At 68.3% G+C, this 14,820-nt stretch carries 16 protein-coding genes; 3 read left to right on the top strand and 13 right to left on the bottom strand.

Features of this window, described 5'->3' with window-relative positions; all coding sequences use genetic code 11:
• Positions 1-121: 121 nt before the first annotated feature.
• From dqs_RS00710 to dqs_RS00695, 4 genes are all read right to left on the bottom strand, one after another.
• Positions 122-1,003 carry a LysR substrate-binding domain-containing protein gene (locus dqs_RS00710; protein WP_065339385.1) on the bottom strand — a complete coding sequence of 294 codons (882 nt, stop codon included), beginning with the start codon at positions 1,001-1,003 and terminating at the stop codon, positions 122-124.
• Positions 1,004-1,184: 181 nt separating this feature from the next.
• Positions 1,185-1,388: a tautomerase family protein gene (locus dqs_RS00705; RefSeq protein ID WP_011763868.1), complete on the bottom strand. Its 204-nt coding sequence runs from the start codon at positions 1,386-1,388 to the stop codon at positions 1,185-1,187.
• Positions 1,389-1,511: 123 nt separating this feature from the next.
• The gene (locus dqs_RS00700) at positions 1,512-3,122 is read right to left on the bottom strand and encodes a methyl-accepting chemotaxis protein (RefSeq protein WP_065339384.1); all 1,611 of its coding nucleotides are present in this window, start codon (positions 3,120-3,122) and stop codon (positions 1,512-1,514) included.
• 245 nt (positions 3,123-3,367) lie between these two features.
• Entirely contained in the window at positions 3,368-4,981 is a 1,614-nt protein-coding gene (locus dqs_RS00695) for a methyl-accepting chemotaxis protein (RefSeq protein WP_065339383.1), read from the bottom strand.
• Between the two features lie 187 nt (positions 4,982-5,168).
• Here dqs_RS00695 and dqs_RS00690 point away from each other — a divergent pair, with 187 nt between their 5' ends.
• A complete protein-coding gene (locus tag dqs_RS00690) occupies positions 5,169-5,585 on the top strand; it encodes a DUF1622 domain-containing protein (RefSeq protein ID WP_065339382.1) in 417 nt (138 codons plus the stop codon).
• Positions 5,586-5,814: 229 nt separating this feature from the next.
• Here dqs_RS00690 and dqs_RS00685 read toward each other — a convergent pair whose 3' ends face one another.
• From dqs_RS00685 to dqs_RS00670, 4 genes are all read right to left on the bottom strand, one after another.
• Positions 5,815-6,126 (bottom strand): DUF1330 domain-containing protein, encoded by a 312-nt coding sequence (locus dqs_RS00685; protein ID WP_065339381.1) that lies wholly within the window; start codon positions 6,124-6,126, stop codon positions 5,815-5,817.
• Positions 6,126-6,383: a TfoX/Sxy family protein gene (locus dqs_RS00680; protein WP_236778715.1), complete on the bottom strand. Its 258-nt coding sequence runs from the start codon at positions 6,381-6,383 to the stop codon at positions 6,126-6,128. Before dqs_RS00680 ends, dqs_RS00685 begins: the two co-directional genes overlap by 1 nt.
• 58 nt (positions 6,384-6,441) lie before the next feature.
• On the bottom strand, positions 6,442-6,651 hold the full coding sequence (locus dqs_RS00675) for a hypothetical protein (RefSeq protein WP_011763861.1): 210 nt from the start codon (positions 6,649-6,651) through the stop codon (positions 6,442-6,444).
• Between the two features lie 69 nt (positions 6,652-6,720).
• Positions 6,721-7,146, bottom strand: coding sequence for a DUF2784 domain-containing protein (locus tag dqs_RS00670; protein WP_065339379.1), 426 nt, complete (start codon positions 7,144-7,146; stop codon positions 6,721-6,723).
• A 75-nt stretch (positions 7,147-7,221) separates the two neighbouring features.
• Between dqs_RS00670 and dqs_RS00665 the strand changes: the two genes are divergently transcribed.
• Positions 7,222-8,265, top strand: a complete 1,044-nt coding sequence (locus dqs_RS00665; RefSeq protein ID WP_065339378.1) for an RNA methyltransferase — start codon at positions 7,222-7,224, stop codon at positions 8,263-8,265.
• 155 nt (positions 8,266-8,420) lie between these two features.
• Here the strand turns inward: dqs_RS00665 and dqs_RS00660 are convergent, their stop codons facing one another.
• The 5 genes from dqs_RS00660 to dqs_RS00640 are packed head-to-tail and all read right to left on the bottom strand — an operon-like array spanning position 8,421 to position 13,098.
• Positions 8,421-9,377, bottom strand: a complete 957-nt coding sequence (locus dqs_RS00660; RefSeq protein WP_011763858.1) for a branched-chain amino acid ABC transporter permease — start codon at positions 9,375-9,377, stop codon at positions 8,421-8,423.
• A gap of 24 nt (positions 9,378-9,401) precedes the next feature.
• On the bottom strand, positions 9,402-10,286 hold the full coding sequence (locus dqs_RS00655) for a branched-chain amino acid ABC transporter permease (protein ID WP_011763857.1): 885 nt from the start codon (positions 10,284-10,286) through the stop codon (positions 9,402-9,404).
• A 56-nt stretch (positions 10,287-10,342) separates the two neighbouring features.
• Positions 10,343-11,557: an ABC transporter substrate-binding protein gene (locus dqs_RS00650; protein WP_011763856.1), complete on the bottom strand. Its 1,215-nt coding sequence runs from the start codon at positions 11,555-11,557 to the stop codon at positions 10,343-10,345.
• Between the two features lie 34 nt (positions 11,558-11,591).
• Complete coding sequence (locus dqs_RS00645; protein WP_011763855.1) at positions 11,592-12,314, bottom strand: ABC transporter ATP-binding protein; 723 nt, start codon at positions 12,312-12,314, stop codon at positions 11,592-11,594.
• Positions 12,315-12,330: 16 nt separating this feature from the next.
• Positions 12,331-13,098 carry an ABC transporter ATP-binding protein gene (locus tag dqs_RS00640; protein WP_011763854.1) on the bottom strand — a complete coding sequence of 256 codons (768 nt, stop codon included), beginning with the start codon at positions 13,096-13,098 and terminating at the stop codon, positions 12,331-12,333.
• A gap of 212 nt (positions 13,099-13,310) precedes the next feature.
• Here dqs_RS00640 and dqs_RS00635 point away from each other — a divergent pair, with 212 nt between their 5' ends.
• Positions 13,311-14,807: an AMP nucleosidase gene (locus dqs_RS00635; RefSeq protein WP_011763853.1), complete on the top strand. Its 1,497-nt coding sequence runs from the start codon at positions 13,311-13,313 to the stop codon at positions 14,805-14,807.
• Positions 14,808-14,820 lie beyond the last annotated feature (13 nt).

Raw genomic sequence — 14,820 nt, 5'->3', positions numbered from 1 at the left:
AGCTGCGCCGCCGGCGCGCGAACGGCAACAGCGGGTGGGACACAGCGTGCCGTCCGCGCGACAGGCGGACAAACGAAAGCAAGGGCTTTCAGATGAAATGGATTCAACCGGGCGCCGGCCCTCAGGCGGCGGTGTCGCGGCGCGCGCGCGCCTGCAGCCAGCGCACGAAGCGGCGCACCCAGGGCCGGCCGTAGGCATCGGCACGCAGCACGGCATGGAAGGCCTTGCCCGGCACGGCGACGGAGAACGGGCGCTGCAGCGCGCCGCTGGCGAGATAGGGGCGCGCCAGCAGTTCCACGGTCAAGGCCACGCCCACGCCGGCGCTGGCCGCTTCCAGCATCATCATCGCGTCCTCGAACAGCGGCCCCTCGGCCGGCTCGGCGCGATCCAGCCCGACCGCGGCGAACCACGGCCGCCACGCGAGCAGCGGGTGGCGCAACAAGGGCAGCGCCCCCAGCGCAGCGGCTGCGGGCGGTTCTCCCAGACGCGCCGCGAGCGCCGGGCTGCACACCGGAAACACGGTCTCGCGGCGCAGTTCGTAGGCTTCCAGCCCGGGCCACGGCGGTTCGCCGTAGCACAGGCCCACGTCGGCCTTGCCGGCCGCGACCGGCGCCATCGTCGACGCGGTGGAGAGCACGAATTCGAGCCCGGGATCGACCTCGCGGTAGGCAGCCAGCTGGCCGACGAACCATTTCGCACCGATCGCCGGCGCCACCGACAGCCGCAGCACGCGGCTGTGCGGCGCCTGCATCGCGGCGCTGGCGGTTTCGATGTCGGCGAGCGCGGGCTGGATCTGTGCGAGGTAATCGCGCCCCGCCTCGGTCAGCACCACGAGGCGCTGGCGGCGTTCGAACAGCGCCCTGCCCAGCCAGTCTTCCAGCGCCTTGATGCGGTGGCTGACGGCCGACGGCGTCAGGTGCAGTTCCGCGGCCGCGGCAAGAAAACTGCCCGCGCGGGCAGCGGCTTCGAAGGCGACGAGGGCATGCAGCGGGGGCAGACGCATCGGGGAAATCCGGACGGGTTCAGTGCGGGCGCGGTCCGCCCGGCCCCGCATACTATTGACCGCGCCGTCGAAAGGGCAATGCCGTCCGCCGCATGACGCCCGGGCGCCGGGCGGACAACGCGGCCTGCCCGACCCGGGGTGGCGCCCCCGGAGGCGCGCGCCACGATGACCGCGACGCCGCCTAGCTCCCCTGCTGGCGCCGCCAGTCGTCGGTCAGCATGCCGGCGTAGCCCCAGTTCTCCTCGTCGATTTCCTGGATCACCACGTGGGTGTGCTCGGGCTTCTTGCCCAGTACGCGCACCAGCGCGTCGGTGACTTCCCGCACCAGCTGCGCCTTCTGCGCGCGCGTCACGCCCGCGGTCACCTGGATGTTCACATACGGCATGGCCTGCTCCCGCCTGAGGATGGACGCCGATGGTAACGCCATCCCGACGGCGCCCGCGCCATCGGCCCGGGCCCGCAGGCATCCGTGACGGCGGCGAGGCATTGCCGCGCGCCGCCGCCGGCGCTACACCCGGTAGCGCGAGACCTCGCTCTGCATGTCGCGCGCGAGGCCGTTGAGCGCGGCCGCGGTGTCGGAGGTGCTGGCGGCGGCGCTGTTCTCGTCGGTCATCTGCGCCACCCGTTCGACCTGGCGCGCGATGTTGGAGCTGGCCTCGCTCTGCTCGCGGATCGCGTCCGAAATCTCCGCCACCCGCTCCACGGTACGGCGCGACCCCGCCTCGATCTGGCGGATCGACTCCTCCGCCTGCTGCGCATGGCCCACGCCGCGCGCGACCTGCTCCACCGCCTCGGTCATGCCGCTGACCGCGTTGCGCGCGCCGCTCTGCATCGCTTCCATCGTGGAGGAGATCTCCTGCGTGGACTGCGCGGTACGTTCGGCCAGCTTGCGCACCTCGTCGGCCACCACGGCGAAGCCCCGGCCCTGTTCGCCGGCGCGCGCGGCCTCGATCGCGGCGTTGAGCGCGAGCAGGTTGGTCTGGTCGGCCACGTCCTTGATCACCGCCACCACTGCGCTGACGCGCGCGCTGTCGGCATCCAGCTGCTGTACGCGCTCCGCGGCCTGCCGCACCGAGGCGTCGATGCGGCGGATGTCGGCGAGCGTCTTGCCGATCACCTCGGCGCCGGCGTGGGCATCGCGACCGGCGCTGGCCGCGAGTTCGCTCGCTTCGGAGGCGCGGTCGGCAACGTGGTTGACGCTGACGGTCATCTCTTCCACCGCCGCCGCCATCGCGCCCGCGGCCTCGCTCTGCTCGCTGGAGCCGGCCGAAACCTGCTGCGCCGAAGCGGCCAGGCTGGTGCCGGCCGCGAACACGCTGGAGGCATGCTGCGACATCTGGCGCAGGCTCTGCTGCACCCGTTCGAGCAGGGCATTGAAGGCGCGCGCGGTCTGCGCGACCTCGTCGCGGCCTTCCACCGGCACGCGGCGACTGAAGTCCAGCGTGGTGGACACGTCCTGCACGGCACCGCTCATCGCCACCAGCGAACCAACGACGCGGCGATAGGTCGCAAAGCCGAGCAGGGCACCGCCGGCGATCGCCACCAGCGTCATGCCCACCGACAGCACGAGGCCGTTACGGAAGGAACGCTCAGCTTCGTGCTCGAACCGCTCGGCAAGTTCGCGGTTGTACTCCGCCAGCCGTTCGAGCGCGCCGATCAGCTCGGCCGAATGCTTCGCACCTTCGGTCGCGATCATGCGGCGCGCCTCTTCATTGCGGTTCTGGCGCGACAATTCGATCTCGTGATCCGCCAAGGTCAGATAGCCGCGCAGCGCCGCGCTCACCGCCGCCAGCCGGCGCCCGTCTTCTTCGTCGGACACCAGCGTCTGGTACTTCACCAGACCTTCCTCGATGCCCTGGCGCACCTTCCCCAGTTCAACTTCGATCTCGGCCATTTCCTTGGCCTCCGTCGCCAGCACATGGCTGAGCACGATCGAACGGAAACGCATCACCTGGAGCTGCAGGTCGCCAATGCGCGCCAGGCTGGGGAGGATGTTGCTGGTCTGGTAGAGCAAGCCCTGATTGAGGCTACGGACCTGAAGGACGCCGGTGGCGCCTACTGTCAGGAGCGCGAGGATGAACAGCGCTAGCAGCAGCGCGATGCGTTTGGCGATGGTCACGGCGGCGGTCTCCGGTGGCTCACCCCGGAACCGCGCAGCTTGGAACCCGCGCCGTTCGCCCGGACAATCGACGTGTGCCGCCCGGACTGGAGTGTTTTATTACTTACGGTTTATATGGCCTTCATCTGAATCGTATTTTCGGCGTAAAAATACGCACATACGACAGATCGACGCCCGCCAATACTACACCATAAGTTATAGCCATCAAGCCGCCGCGACGTGCCCCCCCGCGACGGGGGTCACGCCTACACGCGATAGCGCGCCACCTCGCCCTGCATCTCCTGCGCCAACCCCTCCAGTCCCACCGCGGTGTCGGAGGTGCTGGCGGCAGCGGCGCTGTTCTCGTCGGTCATCTGCGCCACCCGCTCCACCTGCTGTGCAATGCTGGAACTGGCCACGCTCTGCTCGCGGATCGCATCCGAGATTTCGGCCACGATGTCCACCGTGCGCCGCGCGCCGTCCTCGATCTGGCGCACCGATGCCTCCGCCTGCTGGGCGTGAGCGACGCCGACGCCGACCAGCTCGACTGCCGCGCTCATGCCGCCCGTGGCATTGCGCGCGCCGGCCTGCATCGCCTCCATGGTCGACGAAATCTCCTGCGTCGACTGCGCGGTACGCTCGGCCAGCTTGCGCACCTCGTCCGCCACCACCGCGAAACCCCGCCCCTGCTCACCCGCGCGCGCCGCCTCGATCGCGGCGTTGAGCGCGAGCAGGTTGGTCTGGTCGGCCACCTCCTTGATCACGGTGACGACCGCGCTGACGCGCGCGCTGTCCTCGTCGAGCTGCTGCACGCGCTCGGCCGCCTGCCGTACCGAAACGTCGATGCGGCGGATGTCGGCCAGCGTCAGACCGATCACCTCGGCCCCGCCCCGCGCCTCGTCGCCGGCCAGCACCGCCAGCCGGCGGGCCTCGCCGGCGCGGTCGGCCACATGGTTGATGCTGACGGTCATCTGCTCGACGGCGGCCGCCATCGCCGCCGCGGCCTCGCTCTGCGCGCTCGATCCGATCGACACCTGGCGCGCCGACGAGGCCAGCTGGGAACCTGCCGCCGAGACTTCGCCGGCATGGGTCGACATCTTGCGCAGGCTCTGCTGCACGCGTTCGAGCAGCGCGTTGAACGCGCGCCCGGTCTGCGCCACCTCGTCCTTGCCGTCGGCCGGCACGCGGCGGCTGAAGTCCAGCGTGCTCGACACCCCTTCCACCGCGGCGCTCATCGCCACCAGCGCCCCGACGATGCGCCGGTAGGCGAGAAAGCCGAAGCCCCCGCCGGCCGCCAGCGCCAGCACCACCAGCGCCACGGTCAGCGCGCGGCTGCTGCGGAAGGTCTCCTCGGCGCCTGTCGCAAAGGCTTCGTTCAGCTCGCGGTTGTAGCGCGCGTGCGCATCCAGCGCGGCAATCAGCGCGTTGCCGCGCTCGGCGGCTTCGCCGTTGGCCAGCGCCGAGGCTTCCTCGTTGCGGTTGGCGCGCGAGTGCGCGAGCGAGCGTTCCGCCACCGCAGCGTAGGCCGTCAGCGCTTCGCGGTCGGCCCGCAGCAGACGGCGGTCCTCGTCGCTGTCGGTCATCGACTCGTACTTGCGCAGATCAGCGTCGATCTCGCTGGCGAGCTGACGCAAGGGCGCTTCGGCCGCCTCCATCGCGCGCGCGTCGGTGGTCAAGACGTGGCGCAACACCAGCAAGCGGTACGTGATGGCGCGCCGCTGGGTCGCGGCGATCAGGTCGAGCTTGGGCAGGATCTTCTCGTTCTGATAGACGAGCCCCTCGTTGACGCGGCTCATCTGCACCACGCCCATCGTCCCCAGCGCCACCAGCGCCCCGATCAATATCGCCAGCAACAGCGCGATTCGCCTGGCAATGCTCATGCTCATTCCTCCGGCAAGGTCGGCCATGCCCGGCCGTCACCGCGGCGCAGGCCGGGGACGATCGCGGACGAAAGTTCGCAGCAAGACGCTCTCCTGACCGCGCCAACGCGCAATCGTTCGGCATGTCGCGGGTCAGGCCGGGGAACGCGTCTTGCTCGACGGCGCCAACGGAGTGCTCGGGTAGGTCATGTTCAGCGAAGCCGAAGAATGGGTGCGGATGGGGGTGGAATGGCTGCGCCTGCTGGTGGAGACCATTGGCGCGGCCATCATCGCCGTCGGCATCGTGGTCGCGCTGCACGGTCTTGCGCGCCACTGGCTGCACCACTGCCACGACGAGTTCAATCCGGTGCGGCTGGCGTTTGCGCGCTACCTGGCGATGGCGCTCGAGTTCCAGCTCGCGGCGGACATCCTCAGCACCGCGGTGGCGCCCAGCTGGGAACAGCTGGGCAAGCTGGCCACCGTGGCGGTGATCCGCACCGGGCTCAATTTCTTCCTGATGCGCGAAATCCGCGACGAACACCGCGGCACGGCCGAGGACGCCGGCGCGGAACACCCACGCCCGGGGCGGCCTCCGCCGGGCACGGAAAAATCGGCAAGCGCGTGAAGTTTGTGCACGCGCCGCAATGGATGCGACTCAGGTATAGCCTTCCTTCCACTGCCCGGGCACGAAGCGGATCACGGGCAAAGGAGGATGCCGGGACGAGCGCAGCGCATCCCCGCCTCGACAAATACCGCATGAACGCTCTCCTTCGGCGCGATCCTGAGGGCATCGCGGCGCTAGGGCCGCCCCCGAGCCGCGCCGCCCGGCGCCCGGGAACCTTGGGCGCGACGCTTCACAACTGGCCCGGCTGCACCCCGTCGAAACCTTCGATCACCACGATATCCACCTCGGCGGCGCCGAGACGCAGCTGGCGGGCGGCCTGGTATTCCGGTGAATGCCAGCAATCGAGCGCTGCCTGGTAGGACGGAAACTCCACCACCGTGTTGCGCGAACGCGCCGCGCCCTCGATCACCGTGTGAGGGCCGACGCGCGCGAGAAATCGCGCGCCGTACAGCTTCAAGGCCGGCCCCGCCAACTGTGCATAGTTCATGAATCGCTCGCTGTCGGCGACATCCACGCGCACGATCCAGTATCCCTTCATCATCAGTTACTCCTTCGTCCGTCGTGATTTCCAGCCAATCCAGCGGATGCACCGCGGTCTTCGTCCTCCAGCGCCAGCAACAGGCTGGTGCGATGCTCGCGGGCAACGATCTGCCAGGGTATTCCGCTCAAGGCGCCCTCCAGCGCCCACAGCAGGTTGAGCCCCGGCCGCGCGCCGCTGCGCTTGACCCGGGCGTAGGCCGCCACCGCACCAAGAGCACGCAGTTCCGCCTCCGAGTGGATGCCGGCAGCGTCGAGCATGGACGCCGAACGCACGCCAAGGTTGGGGAGCGCGGCCAGCCCCCGGGCCGCGGCGCCACTACTGCGCCTTGCGCGCGCGCTCATAGTCCTCGTAGCGCTGGGTATTCACCCGCGCCATGCATTCCTCCGCCGCGCTGCCGGGCTGCCGGCGGCATTCGTTCTCGGCATGGACGCGCGCGCCTTCATACCAGCTTTGGGTGGAGCATGCGGTCAGCAGCGCCGGGGCGCACGCCACGACGGCCAGACGTAACAGGGTGGAAGTGTTCATGGGGGTCACTCCTGATCAGGGAGACGGCGCGACGGCGGACCGTCGGCGCACATTCCGCCTGAATTTACCCTAGTTGCCATCGTCCTGCGCGGGCCGGCGGGGCCGGCGCGGCGGGTACCGCCACCATGCCAGCAGCACCAGCGCCGCGAACCCCGTGTAGGCGAGCACGAATACCCAGCCGGGGGCGTCGAAGAACAGCAGCCGGCGCAGCCAGAACGCAACGAAATCGCCTTCGTAGCCGATCTGCCCGCCCAGCCGCCGCAGCCACAGCTCCAGCGTGGTCAGCGGGCACACGACTCCAAGCCAGGATTCGGCCACCACCACGCCGATCGCCGCCAGATGCAGCACGCGCAGGCGCACGTCACGCACCCAGCGCCAGTCGAGGGCGCCGCCGACGAGGATCAACACCAGCCCGGCCACCACGAAGAGCACGAAGCCCGCGTGGAGGACCAGGACCGCGTTGGCGAGCAGGCGGAAAACGGCCGCGGATTCCATCCGGCGATCGTAGCGGCTTCGGCCGCGCAGCGGCACAGCGCGCGGCCGCCGGTTCGCGCTACCATCCACCCCCTGATGCGGATCGACGACCTGACCCAACGCCTGCGCGCACTCGGCGCCAAACCTGCCCACGAGCAACGGGTGCTGCGCGCCTGGGTGCAACGCAGCTCGATGGATAACCGCCGCCAGGCGGCCAAGGATTTCCTGCCGCTGGCGCTGCGCGAGGCGCTGCCCGCGCTGACCGCCGAGCTGGAAGGGCTGGCGCGGCTGCGCTCGCAGCACCCCGGCGAGGATGGCTCGGCCCGCCTGCTGGTGGAACTGGCCGACGGCCAGACGGTGGAGAGCGTGCTGCTGCTGCGCGACGGTCTGTGCGTATCCACCCAGCTCGGCTGCGCGGTCGGCTGCGTGTTCTGCATGACCGGGCGCGAGGGCCTGCTGCGCCAGCTCGGCAGCGCGGAGATCGTCGCCCAGGTGGTGCTGGCGCGCAGCCTGCGGCCGGTGAAGAAAGTGGTGTTCATGGGCATGGGCGAACCGGCCCACAACCTCGACAACGTGCTCGAGGCGATCGACCTGCTCGGCACCGCCGGCGGCATCGGCCACAAGAATCTGGTGTTCTCCACGGTGGGCGACTACCGGGTGTTCGAGCGCCTGCCCCGGCAGCGCGTGAAGCCGGCACTGGCGCTGTCGCTGCACACCACCCGCGCCGACTTGCGCGCGCAACTGCTGCCGCGCGCTCCGCAGATCGCGCCCGAGGAACTGGTGGAACTCGGCGAGCGCTATGCGCGCAGCACCGGTTATCCGATCCAGTACCAATGGACGCTGATCGAAGGCGTGAACGACAGCCCGGAAGAAATGGACGGCATCGTCCGGCTGTTGCGGGGCAAGTACGCGCTGATGAACCTGATCCCCTACAACAGCGTGCCCGAACTCGACTTCCGCCGGCCGGGCCGGGAGGCGGCGGTGGCGCTTGCGGCCTACCTGCACCGCCACGGCGTGCTCGCCAAGCTGCGCCAGTCGGCCGGGCAGGACGTCGAAGGCGGCTGCGGCCAGCTGCGCGCGCGGGTGGTGAAGATGGACCGCCGGCCCCGCACGGCGCGGGCGACGCCGCCCACCGCATGAAACCGTAATCGCGGAGCCGGCGGCTGCCGGCTTGAATGAAAAGGGCCGGCTCCAGGCCGGCCCATACTGCCCGCGGCGGTCGGGCGAAGACGCCCGCCGCGCGTGTTGTGGGCGAGGCGGCAATGCCGCGCCCGCCTGTCTCCTCCTCGCCTTGTCTAGTTGATGCCGCTGCGCCGGATCAGCGCCTGCAGCTCGCCGACGATGCCGCGGCGGAACAGCAGCACGCACAGCACGAAGATCACGCCCATGATCACCGTCACCCAGGAGCCGACCTTGTCGGCAAGTTCGCTCTGCAGGCTGACGATGACCGAGGCGCCGACCAGCGGGCCGAGGATGGTGCCGAGACCGCCGAGCAGGGTCATCAGCACCACCTCGCCCGACATGTGCCAATGCACGTCGGTCAGCGAGGCGAGCTGGAACACCAGCGTCTTGGTGGCACCGGCCAGCCCGGCAAGCGCGGCCGACAGCACGAAGGCGAGCAGCTTGTACTTGCTGACGTCGTAGCCGAGCGAGATCGCGCGCGGCTCGTTCTCGCGGATCGCCTTCAGGATCTGGCCGAAGGGCGAGTGGATGGCGCGGTAGATGATGAAGAAGCCGGCGCAGAACACGGCGAACACCAGGTAATACATCGCCAGGTTGTTGCTGAGGTCGATCAGCCCGAACAGGTGGCCGCGCGGCACACCCTGCAGGCCGTCCTCGCCCCCGGTCGCCTTCCACTGCAGCGCGAAGAAGAACACCATCTGCGACAGCGCCAGCGTGATCATCGCGAAGTAGATGCCGCTGCGCCGGATCGCCAGCACGCCGAACACCCAGCCCAGCACGCCGGCGGCCAGCGTGCCGCCGATGATGCCGACTTCGGGGGTGACGCCAAGGTCGCGCACCAGCATGCCGCAGACGTAGCCGGCGCTGCCGAGGAAGGCGGCGTGGCCGAACGAGAGCAGGCCGGCAAAGCCGAGCAGCAGGTTGAACGCGCAGGCGAACAGCCCGAAACACAGGATCTTCATCAGGAAGGTGGGATAGACCGCGAACGGCGCCACCAGCCCGATGATGAAGAGCGCGCCGAACAGCACCGGCGTGGCCCGGTCGAACAGCGACTTGTCGTTGTAGCTCATGAGCGCTTTTCCTTGTCGCACGCCTCAGGCGGCCTTGCCGAACAGTCCGGCCGGGCGCACCAGCAGCACGATGACCATGATGAAGAACACCACCACCGCCGAGGCTTCGGGGTAGAACACCCGCGTCAGGCCCTCGATCAGGCCGAGGCCGAGGCCGGTGACGATGGAGCCCATGATCGAGCCCATGCCGCCGATCACCACCACCGCGAACACCACGATGATGAGGTTGGCGCCCATCTGCGGGCTCACCTGGTAGATCGGCGCGGCGAGCACGCCGGCGAAGGCGGCAAGCGCAACGCCGTAGCCGTAGGTGAAGGTGATCAGCAGCGGCACGTTGATGCCGAGCGCCTGCACGATCTGCGGGTTTTCGGTGCCGGCGCGCAGGTAGGCGCCGAGCTTGGTCTTTTCGATCATGAACCAGGTGCCGAAGCACACCGCGAGCGCGGCGACGACGACCCAGCCGCGGTAGATCGGCATGAACATGAAGCCCAGATTGACGCCGCCCTTGAGCGCATCGGGCACCTCGTAGGCCTGGCCGGAAATACCGTACTGGTCGCGGAAGATGCCTTCGAAGATCAGCGCGAGGCCGAAGGTGAGCAGCAATCCGTAAAGGTGATCGAGCTTGTAGAGCTTTCTCAGCATCGTGCGTTCGAGCACCACGCCGAGTGCGCCGATCAGGATCGGCGACAGCAGCAGCGCCACCCAGTAGTTGACGCCGAACTTGGTCAGCGCGATCCAGGCCACGAAGGCGCCCATCATGTACTGCGCGCCATGCGCGAAGTTGATGATGTTGAGCAGGCCGAAGATGATCGCCAGCCCGAGGCTGAGGATGGCGTAGAAGGAACCGTTGATCAGGCCGATCAGCAGCTGGCTGCCGAACAGCGCACTCGGCACTCCGAAGATTTCCATGGGTGGCTCCCGAGCGGGGGCGGCGCTGGCCGCCCCGCGCGTCGTGGTGGATCAGATCACTTCTTGACCAGCGGGCAGCGCGACAGCGACAGCGGCTGGAAGGCTTCGGCGCCCGGAATCACCTGCTTCACGTGGTAGTAGTCCCACGGGTACTTGGATTCTTCCGGCTTCTTGACCTGCACCAGGTACATGTCGTGCACCATGCGGCCGTCCTCGCGGATCTGGCCGTTCTTGGCGAAGAAGTCGTTGATCGGGGTCTTCTTCATCTGCGCCATCACCTTGGTGGTGTCGTCGGTGCCGGCAGCCTTCACCGCCTTCAGGTAGTGCATCACCGAGGAATACTGGCCGGCCTGCACCATGGTCGGCATGCGCTTCTGCTTGTCGAAGAAGCGCTTGGACCAGGCGCGGGTTTCGTCATTGAGATCCCAGTAGAAGCCGGTGGTCAGGAACATGCCCTGGGCGTTCTTGAGGCCGAGCGAATGGACGTCGGAGATGAACATCAGCAGGCCGGCGAGCTGCTGCTTGGGCGTGATGCCGAATTCGGCCGCCTGCTTGATCGCGTTGGTGGTGTCGGCGCCGGCATTGGCGAGACCGATGATCTGGGCGTTGGAAGCCTGCGCCTGCAGCAGGAAAGACGAGAAGTCCGAGGCCGGGAAGGGGTGGCGCACCGAGCCGACCACCTTGCCGCCGTTGGCGGTGACGACCGCCGACGAGTCCTTTTCCAGCGCCTGGCCGAAGGCGTAGTCGGCGGTGAGGAAGAACCAGTTCTTGCCGCCCTGCTGGGTCACCGCCTTGGCGGTGCCGTTGGCAAGCGCATAGGTGTCGTAGGTGTAGTGCACGCTGACGTCGTTGCACTGCTCGTTGGTGATCGGGGTGGAGCCGGGGCCGTTCATCAGCACGACCTTGTTCATCTCCTTGGCCACCTTCATCACCGCCAGCGCGGTGGAAGTGGTGACCAGCTCGGTGGCGGTATCGACGCCTTCACGCTCGAACCACTCGCGCGCCTTGTTGGAGGCGATGTCGGCCTTGTTCTGGTGGTCGGCGGACACCATCTCCACCTTGAAGCCCGGCTTTTCCTTCGCGACGAAGTCCTCGATCGCCATCTGGGTGGCGACGACCGCGCCCTGGCCGGCGAGGTCGGAATAGGTGCCCGACATGTCGGTCAGCACGCCGATCTTCACAGTGTTGCCGGAAAACTGCGCGTGCGCGCCGGTGGCCAGCATCGCCAGGGCCGCGGTGCAGGCGGCGGTCAACAGCTTCTTCGTATGCATGTCTCGTCTCCGTTCGTTGTGGTGGCGCACCGGGTCAGACCCCGAGCGTCTGGTGCAGCCAGTCCATCCGTCCTGGCAGTTCGTCCTTCTGGATGGTGGCGATGATCTCGCCGTGCTCGAGCACGTAGTGGCGGTCGGCCAGCGGCGCGGCAAAGCGGAAGTTCTGCTCCACCAGCACGATGGTGAAACCGCGCGATTTCAGTTCGGTGATGACCTCGCCGAGCTTCTTGACGATGACCGGTGCGAGGCCTTCGGTGATCTCGTCGAGCAGCAGCAGCTTGGCCCCGGTACGCAGCACGCGCGCCATCGCCAGCATCTGCTGTTCGCCGCCGGACAGCTTGGTACCCGGGCTGTTGCGGCGTTCGAGCAGGTTGGGGAACATCCCGTAGATCTCGTCCACGCTCATGCCGCCGCTGGATACCTGCGGCGGCAGCAGCAGGTTCTCCTCGGCCGTCAGCGAGGCGAAGATCGCGCGTTCCTCCGGCACGTAGCCGACGCCGTGGCGCGCCATGCGGTGGGTGGGCTCGGCGATGACCTCGTTGCCATTCACCATGATCGAGCCGCTGCGGCGGCCGACCAGGCCGAGGATGGACTTCAGCGTGGTCGAGCGGCCGGAGCCGTTACGCCCGAGCAAGGTGACGCATTCGCCGCGCGCGACCTGCAGGTCGATGCCGTGCAGGATGTGGGATTCGCCGTAGAAGGCGTGCAGATCGCTGATCCGCAGCATTTCGGCATGGGATTCAAAGGCGCTGGTCATGGATCGTGGCCTCGGCCTAGTGATGGGCGTCGGCCATGTCGTCGGAACCGACGTAGGCTTCGAGCACCTTGGGATTCTTCGACACTTCTTCGTAGCTGCCTTCGGCGAGGATGCTGCCGCGCGTGAGCACCGTGATGCGGTCGCACAGGTTGGCGACCACCGACAGGTTGTGCTCCACCATCAGGATGGTGCGGTTCTCGGCCACCTTGCGGATCAGCGCGACGACGCGCTCGATGTCCTCGTGGCCCATGCCCTGGGTCGGCTCGTCGAGCAGCATCATCGTCGGCTCGAGCGCCAGCGTGGTGGCGATCTCCAGCGCGCGCTTGCGGCCGTAGGGCATCTCGCCGGTGATCGTATCGGCGAACTTGCCGAGATCCACCGATTCCAGCAGCGCCATCGCGCGGTCGTTGAGCACGTTCAGCGACTTCTCCGAACGCCAGAAGTGGAAGCCGGTGCCGAGCTTGCGCTGCAGGCCGATGCGCACGTTCTCCAGCACGGTGAGCTTGGGGAAGGTGGCGGAAATCTGGAACGAGCGGATCAACCCCCGGCGCGCGGTGACCGCCGGCGCCTCGCGGGTGATGTCCTCACCCTCGAAACGGATCGTGCCGGCGGTGGGCGGCAGGAACTTGGTCAGCAGGTTGAAGACCGTGGTCTTGCCGGCGCCATTGGGGCCGATCAGCGCATGGATGTGGCCGCGCTGGACTTTGAGGTCCACGCCGGACACGGCGACGAAGCCCTTGAACTCCTTGGTGAGCCCCGTGGTTTCGAGAATGAACTCGCTCATGATCGGTCCTGTTCTTGTTCTGGATCCGGACGCAATGCGCCTGGAATCTCCCCCAACGGCATACGCAACCGAGGCTAAGGCAGCACTTTTGCATGAGCATTGCTGAAATGTATCGAATCTTACGTGCGGTGGCGTATGCCGCCGGCACCGCGGAAGGCGCAGGGCGCGCCGTGTAACATGGCAGCACAACGACGACCGACACGGGAGATGCCGTGAGCCCGGATGCCCCCTATTTCGCCCCCGAACGCTTTGACGACGCGGCCGCCGCGCTGGCCCGCGTCGCCACCATCTACGATGCCAGCGTCAACCATCTGCGCACCACCTTGCAGCGCTTCGTCGCCGGCGAGGACATCGGCCGCCATGTGCGCGCCTGCTACCCCTTCGTGCGGGTGCGCACCGGCACCGTGGCGCGCGCGGATTCGCGCCTGTCCTATGGTTTCGTCGCCGGGCCCGGCACCTACGAGACCACGCTGACGCGGCCCGACCTCTTCGCCGACTACTACCTCGAACAGTTCCGCCTGCTGCTGCAGAACCACGGCGTGGCGCTGGAGATCGGCACCGGCACCCAGCCGATTCCGCTGCATTTCTCGGTGGGCGCGCACGACCACATCGAAGGCGAACTCGGCCTGGCGCGGCGCGAACAGCTGCGCGACCTGTTCGACCTGCCTGACCTCAACGCGATGGACGACGGCATCGCCAACGGCACCCACGAACCCCGCCCCGGCGAGGCACACCCGCTGGCGCTGTTCACCGCCCCGCGGGTGGATTACTCGCTGCACCGGCTGCGCCACTACACCGGCACGGTGCCGGAGCACTTCCAGAACTTCGTGCTGTTCACCAACTACCAGTTCTACATCGACGAATTCATCAAGCTCGGCCATGCCCTCATGGCCGAAGGCGGCAGTCACGGCTACGAGGCCTTCGTCGAACCGGGCAACGTCGTCACCCGCCCGGCGGACCAGCCGCCGCGCCCCGGCGACGAACTCGGCAGCGCGCCGCCGCGGCTGCCGCAGATGCCGGCCTACCATCTGGTGCGCGGCGACCGCGCCGGCATCACGATGGTGAACATCGGCGTCGGTCCGGCCAACGCCAAGACCATCACCGACCATATCGCGGTGCTGCGCCCGCATGCCTGGATCATGCTCGGCCACTGCGCCGGGCTGCGCAACACGCAGCAGCTCGGCGACTACGTGCTCGCCCACGGCTATGTGCGCGAAGACCACGTGCTCGACGAGGAGCTGCCGCTGTGGGTGCCGATCCCGCCGCTGGCCGAGGTGCAGCTCGCGCTCGAAGCCGCGGTGGAGGACGTCACCCGGCTGAGCGGCTACGAGCTGAAGCGGCTGATGCGCACCGGCACCGTCGCCACCACCGACAACCGCAACTGGGAGCTGCTGCCCTCGCACGGCATGGCGAGTTCGCCCGAGCGCCGCTTCAGCCAGAGCCGCGCGGTGGCGCTCGACATGGAGTCGGCCACCATCGCCGCCAACGGCTTCCGCTTCCGCGTGCCCTACGGCACCCTGTTGTGCGTCAGCGACAAGCCGCTGCATGGCGAGATCAAACTGCCCGGCATGGCCAACCACTTCTACCGCGAACGGGTGGACCAGCACCTGCGCATCGGCATCCGCGCGCTCGAACGCCTGCGCGATCAGGGCGTGGACCGGCTCCATAGCCGCAAGCTGCGCAGCTTCGCCGAAGTGGCCTTCCAGTAGTCCCCAGGAGAAA

Origin of the sequence: Azoarcus olearius, from assembly GCF_001682385.1 — a bacterium.
GTDB classification, from domain to species: domain Bacteria; phylum Pseudomonadota; class Gammaproteobacteria; order Burkholderiales; family Rhodocyclaceae; genus Azoarcus; species Azoarcus olearius.
The sequence above is the reverse complement of the archived record's forward strand: the minus strand, read 5'-3'. Positions and strand labels throughout refer to the sequence as shown.

What these genes read in the sequence shown, in the direction of transcription:
- dqs_RS00695 (WP_065339383.1), bottom strand. Translation starts at nt 4,981, where the DNA reads ATGAGCATTGCCAGGCGAATCGCGCTGTTGCTGGCGATATTGATCGGG.
- dqs_RS00655 (WP_011763857.1), bottom strand. Translation starts at nt 10,286, where the DNA reads ATGGAAATCTTCGGAGTGCCGAGTGCGCTGTTCGGCAGCCAGCTGCTG.
- dqs_RS00650 (WP_011763856.1), bottom strand. Translation starts at nt 11,557, where the DNA reads ATGCATACGAAGAAGCTGTTGACCGCCGCCTGCACCGCGGCCCTGGCG.
- dqs_RS00675 (WP_011763861.1), bottom strand. Translation starts at nt 6,651, where the DNA reads ATGAACACTTCCACCCTGTTACGTCTGGCCGTCGTGGCGTGCGCCCCG.
- dqs_RS00710 (WP_065339385.1), bottom strand. Translation starts at nt 1,003, where the DNA reads ATGCGTCTGCCCCCGCTGCATGCCCTCGTCGCCTTCGAAGCCGCTGCC.
- dqs_RS00680 (WP_236778715.1), bottom strand. Translation starts at nt 6,383, where the DNA reads ATGCTCGACGCTGCCGGCATCCACTCGGAGGCGGAACTGCGTGCTCTT.
- dqs_RS00705 (WP_011763868.1), bottom strand. Translation starts at nt 1,388, where the DNA reads ATGCCGTATGTGAACATCCAGGTGACCGCGGGCGTGACGCGCGCGCAG.
- dqs_RS00645 (WP_011763855.1), bottom strand. Translation starts at nt 12,314, where the DNA reads ATGACCAGCGCCTTTGAATCCCATGCCGAAATGCTGCGGATCAGCGAT.
- dqs_RS00670 (WP_065339379.1), bottom strand. Translation starts at nt 7,146, where the DNA reads ATGGAATCCGCGGCCGTTTTCCGCCTGCTCGCCAACGCGGTCCTGGTC.
- dqs_RS00660 (WP_011763858.1), bottom strand. Translation starts at nt 9,377, where the DNA reads ATGAGCTACAACGACAAGTCGCTGTTCGACCGGGCCACGCCGGTGCTG.
- dqs_RS00665 (WP_065339378.1), top strand. Translation starts at nt 7,222, where the DNA reads ATGCGGATCGACGACCTGACCCAACGCCTGCGCGCACTCGGCGCCAAA.
- dqs_RS00690 (WP_065339382.1), top strand. Translation starts at nt 5,169, where the DNA reads ATGTTCAGCGAAGCCGAAGAATGGGTGCGGATGGGGGTGGAATGGCTG.
- dqs_RS00685 (WP_065339381.1), bottom strand. Translation starts at nt 6,126, where the DNA reads ATGATGAAGGGATACTGGATCGTGCGCGTGGATGTCGCCGACAGCGAG.
- dqs_RS00640 (WP_011763854.1), bottom strand. Translation starts at nt 13,098, where the DNA reads ATGAGCGAGTTCATTCTCGAAACCACGGGGCTCACCAAGGAGTTCAAG.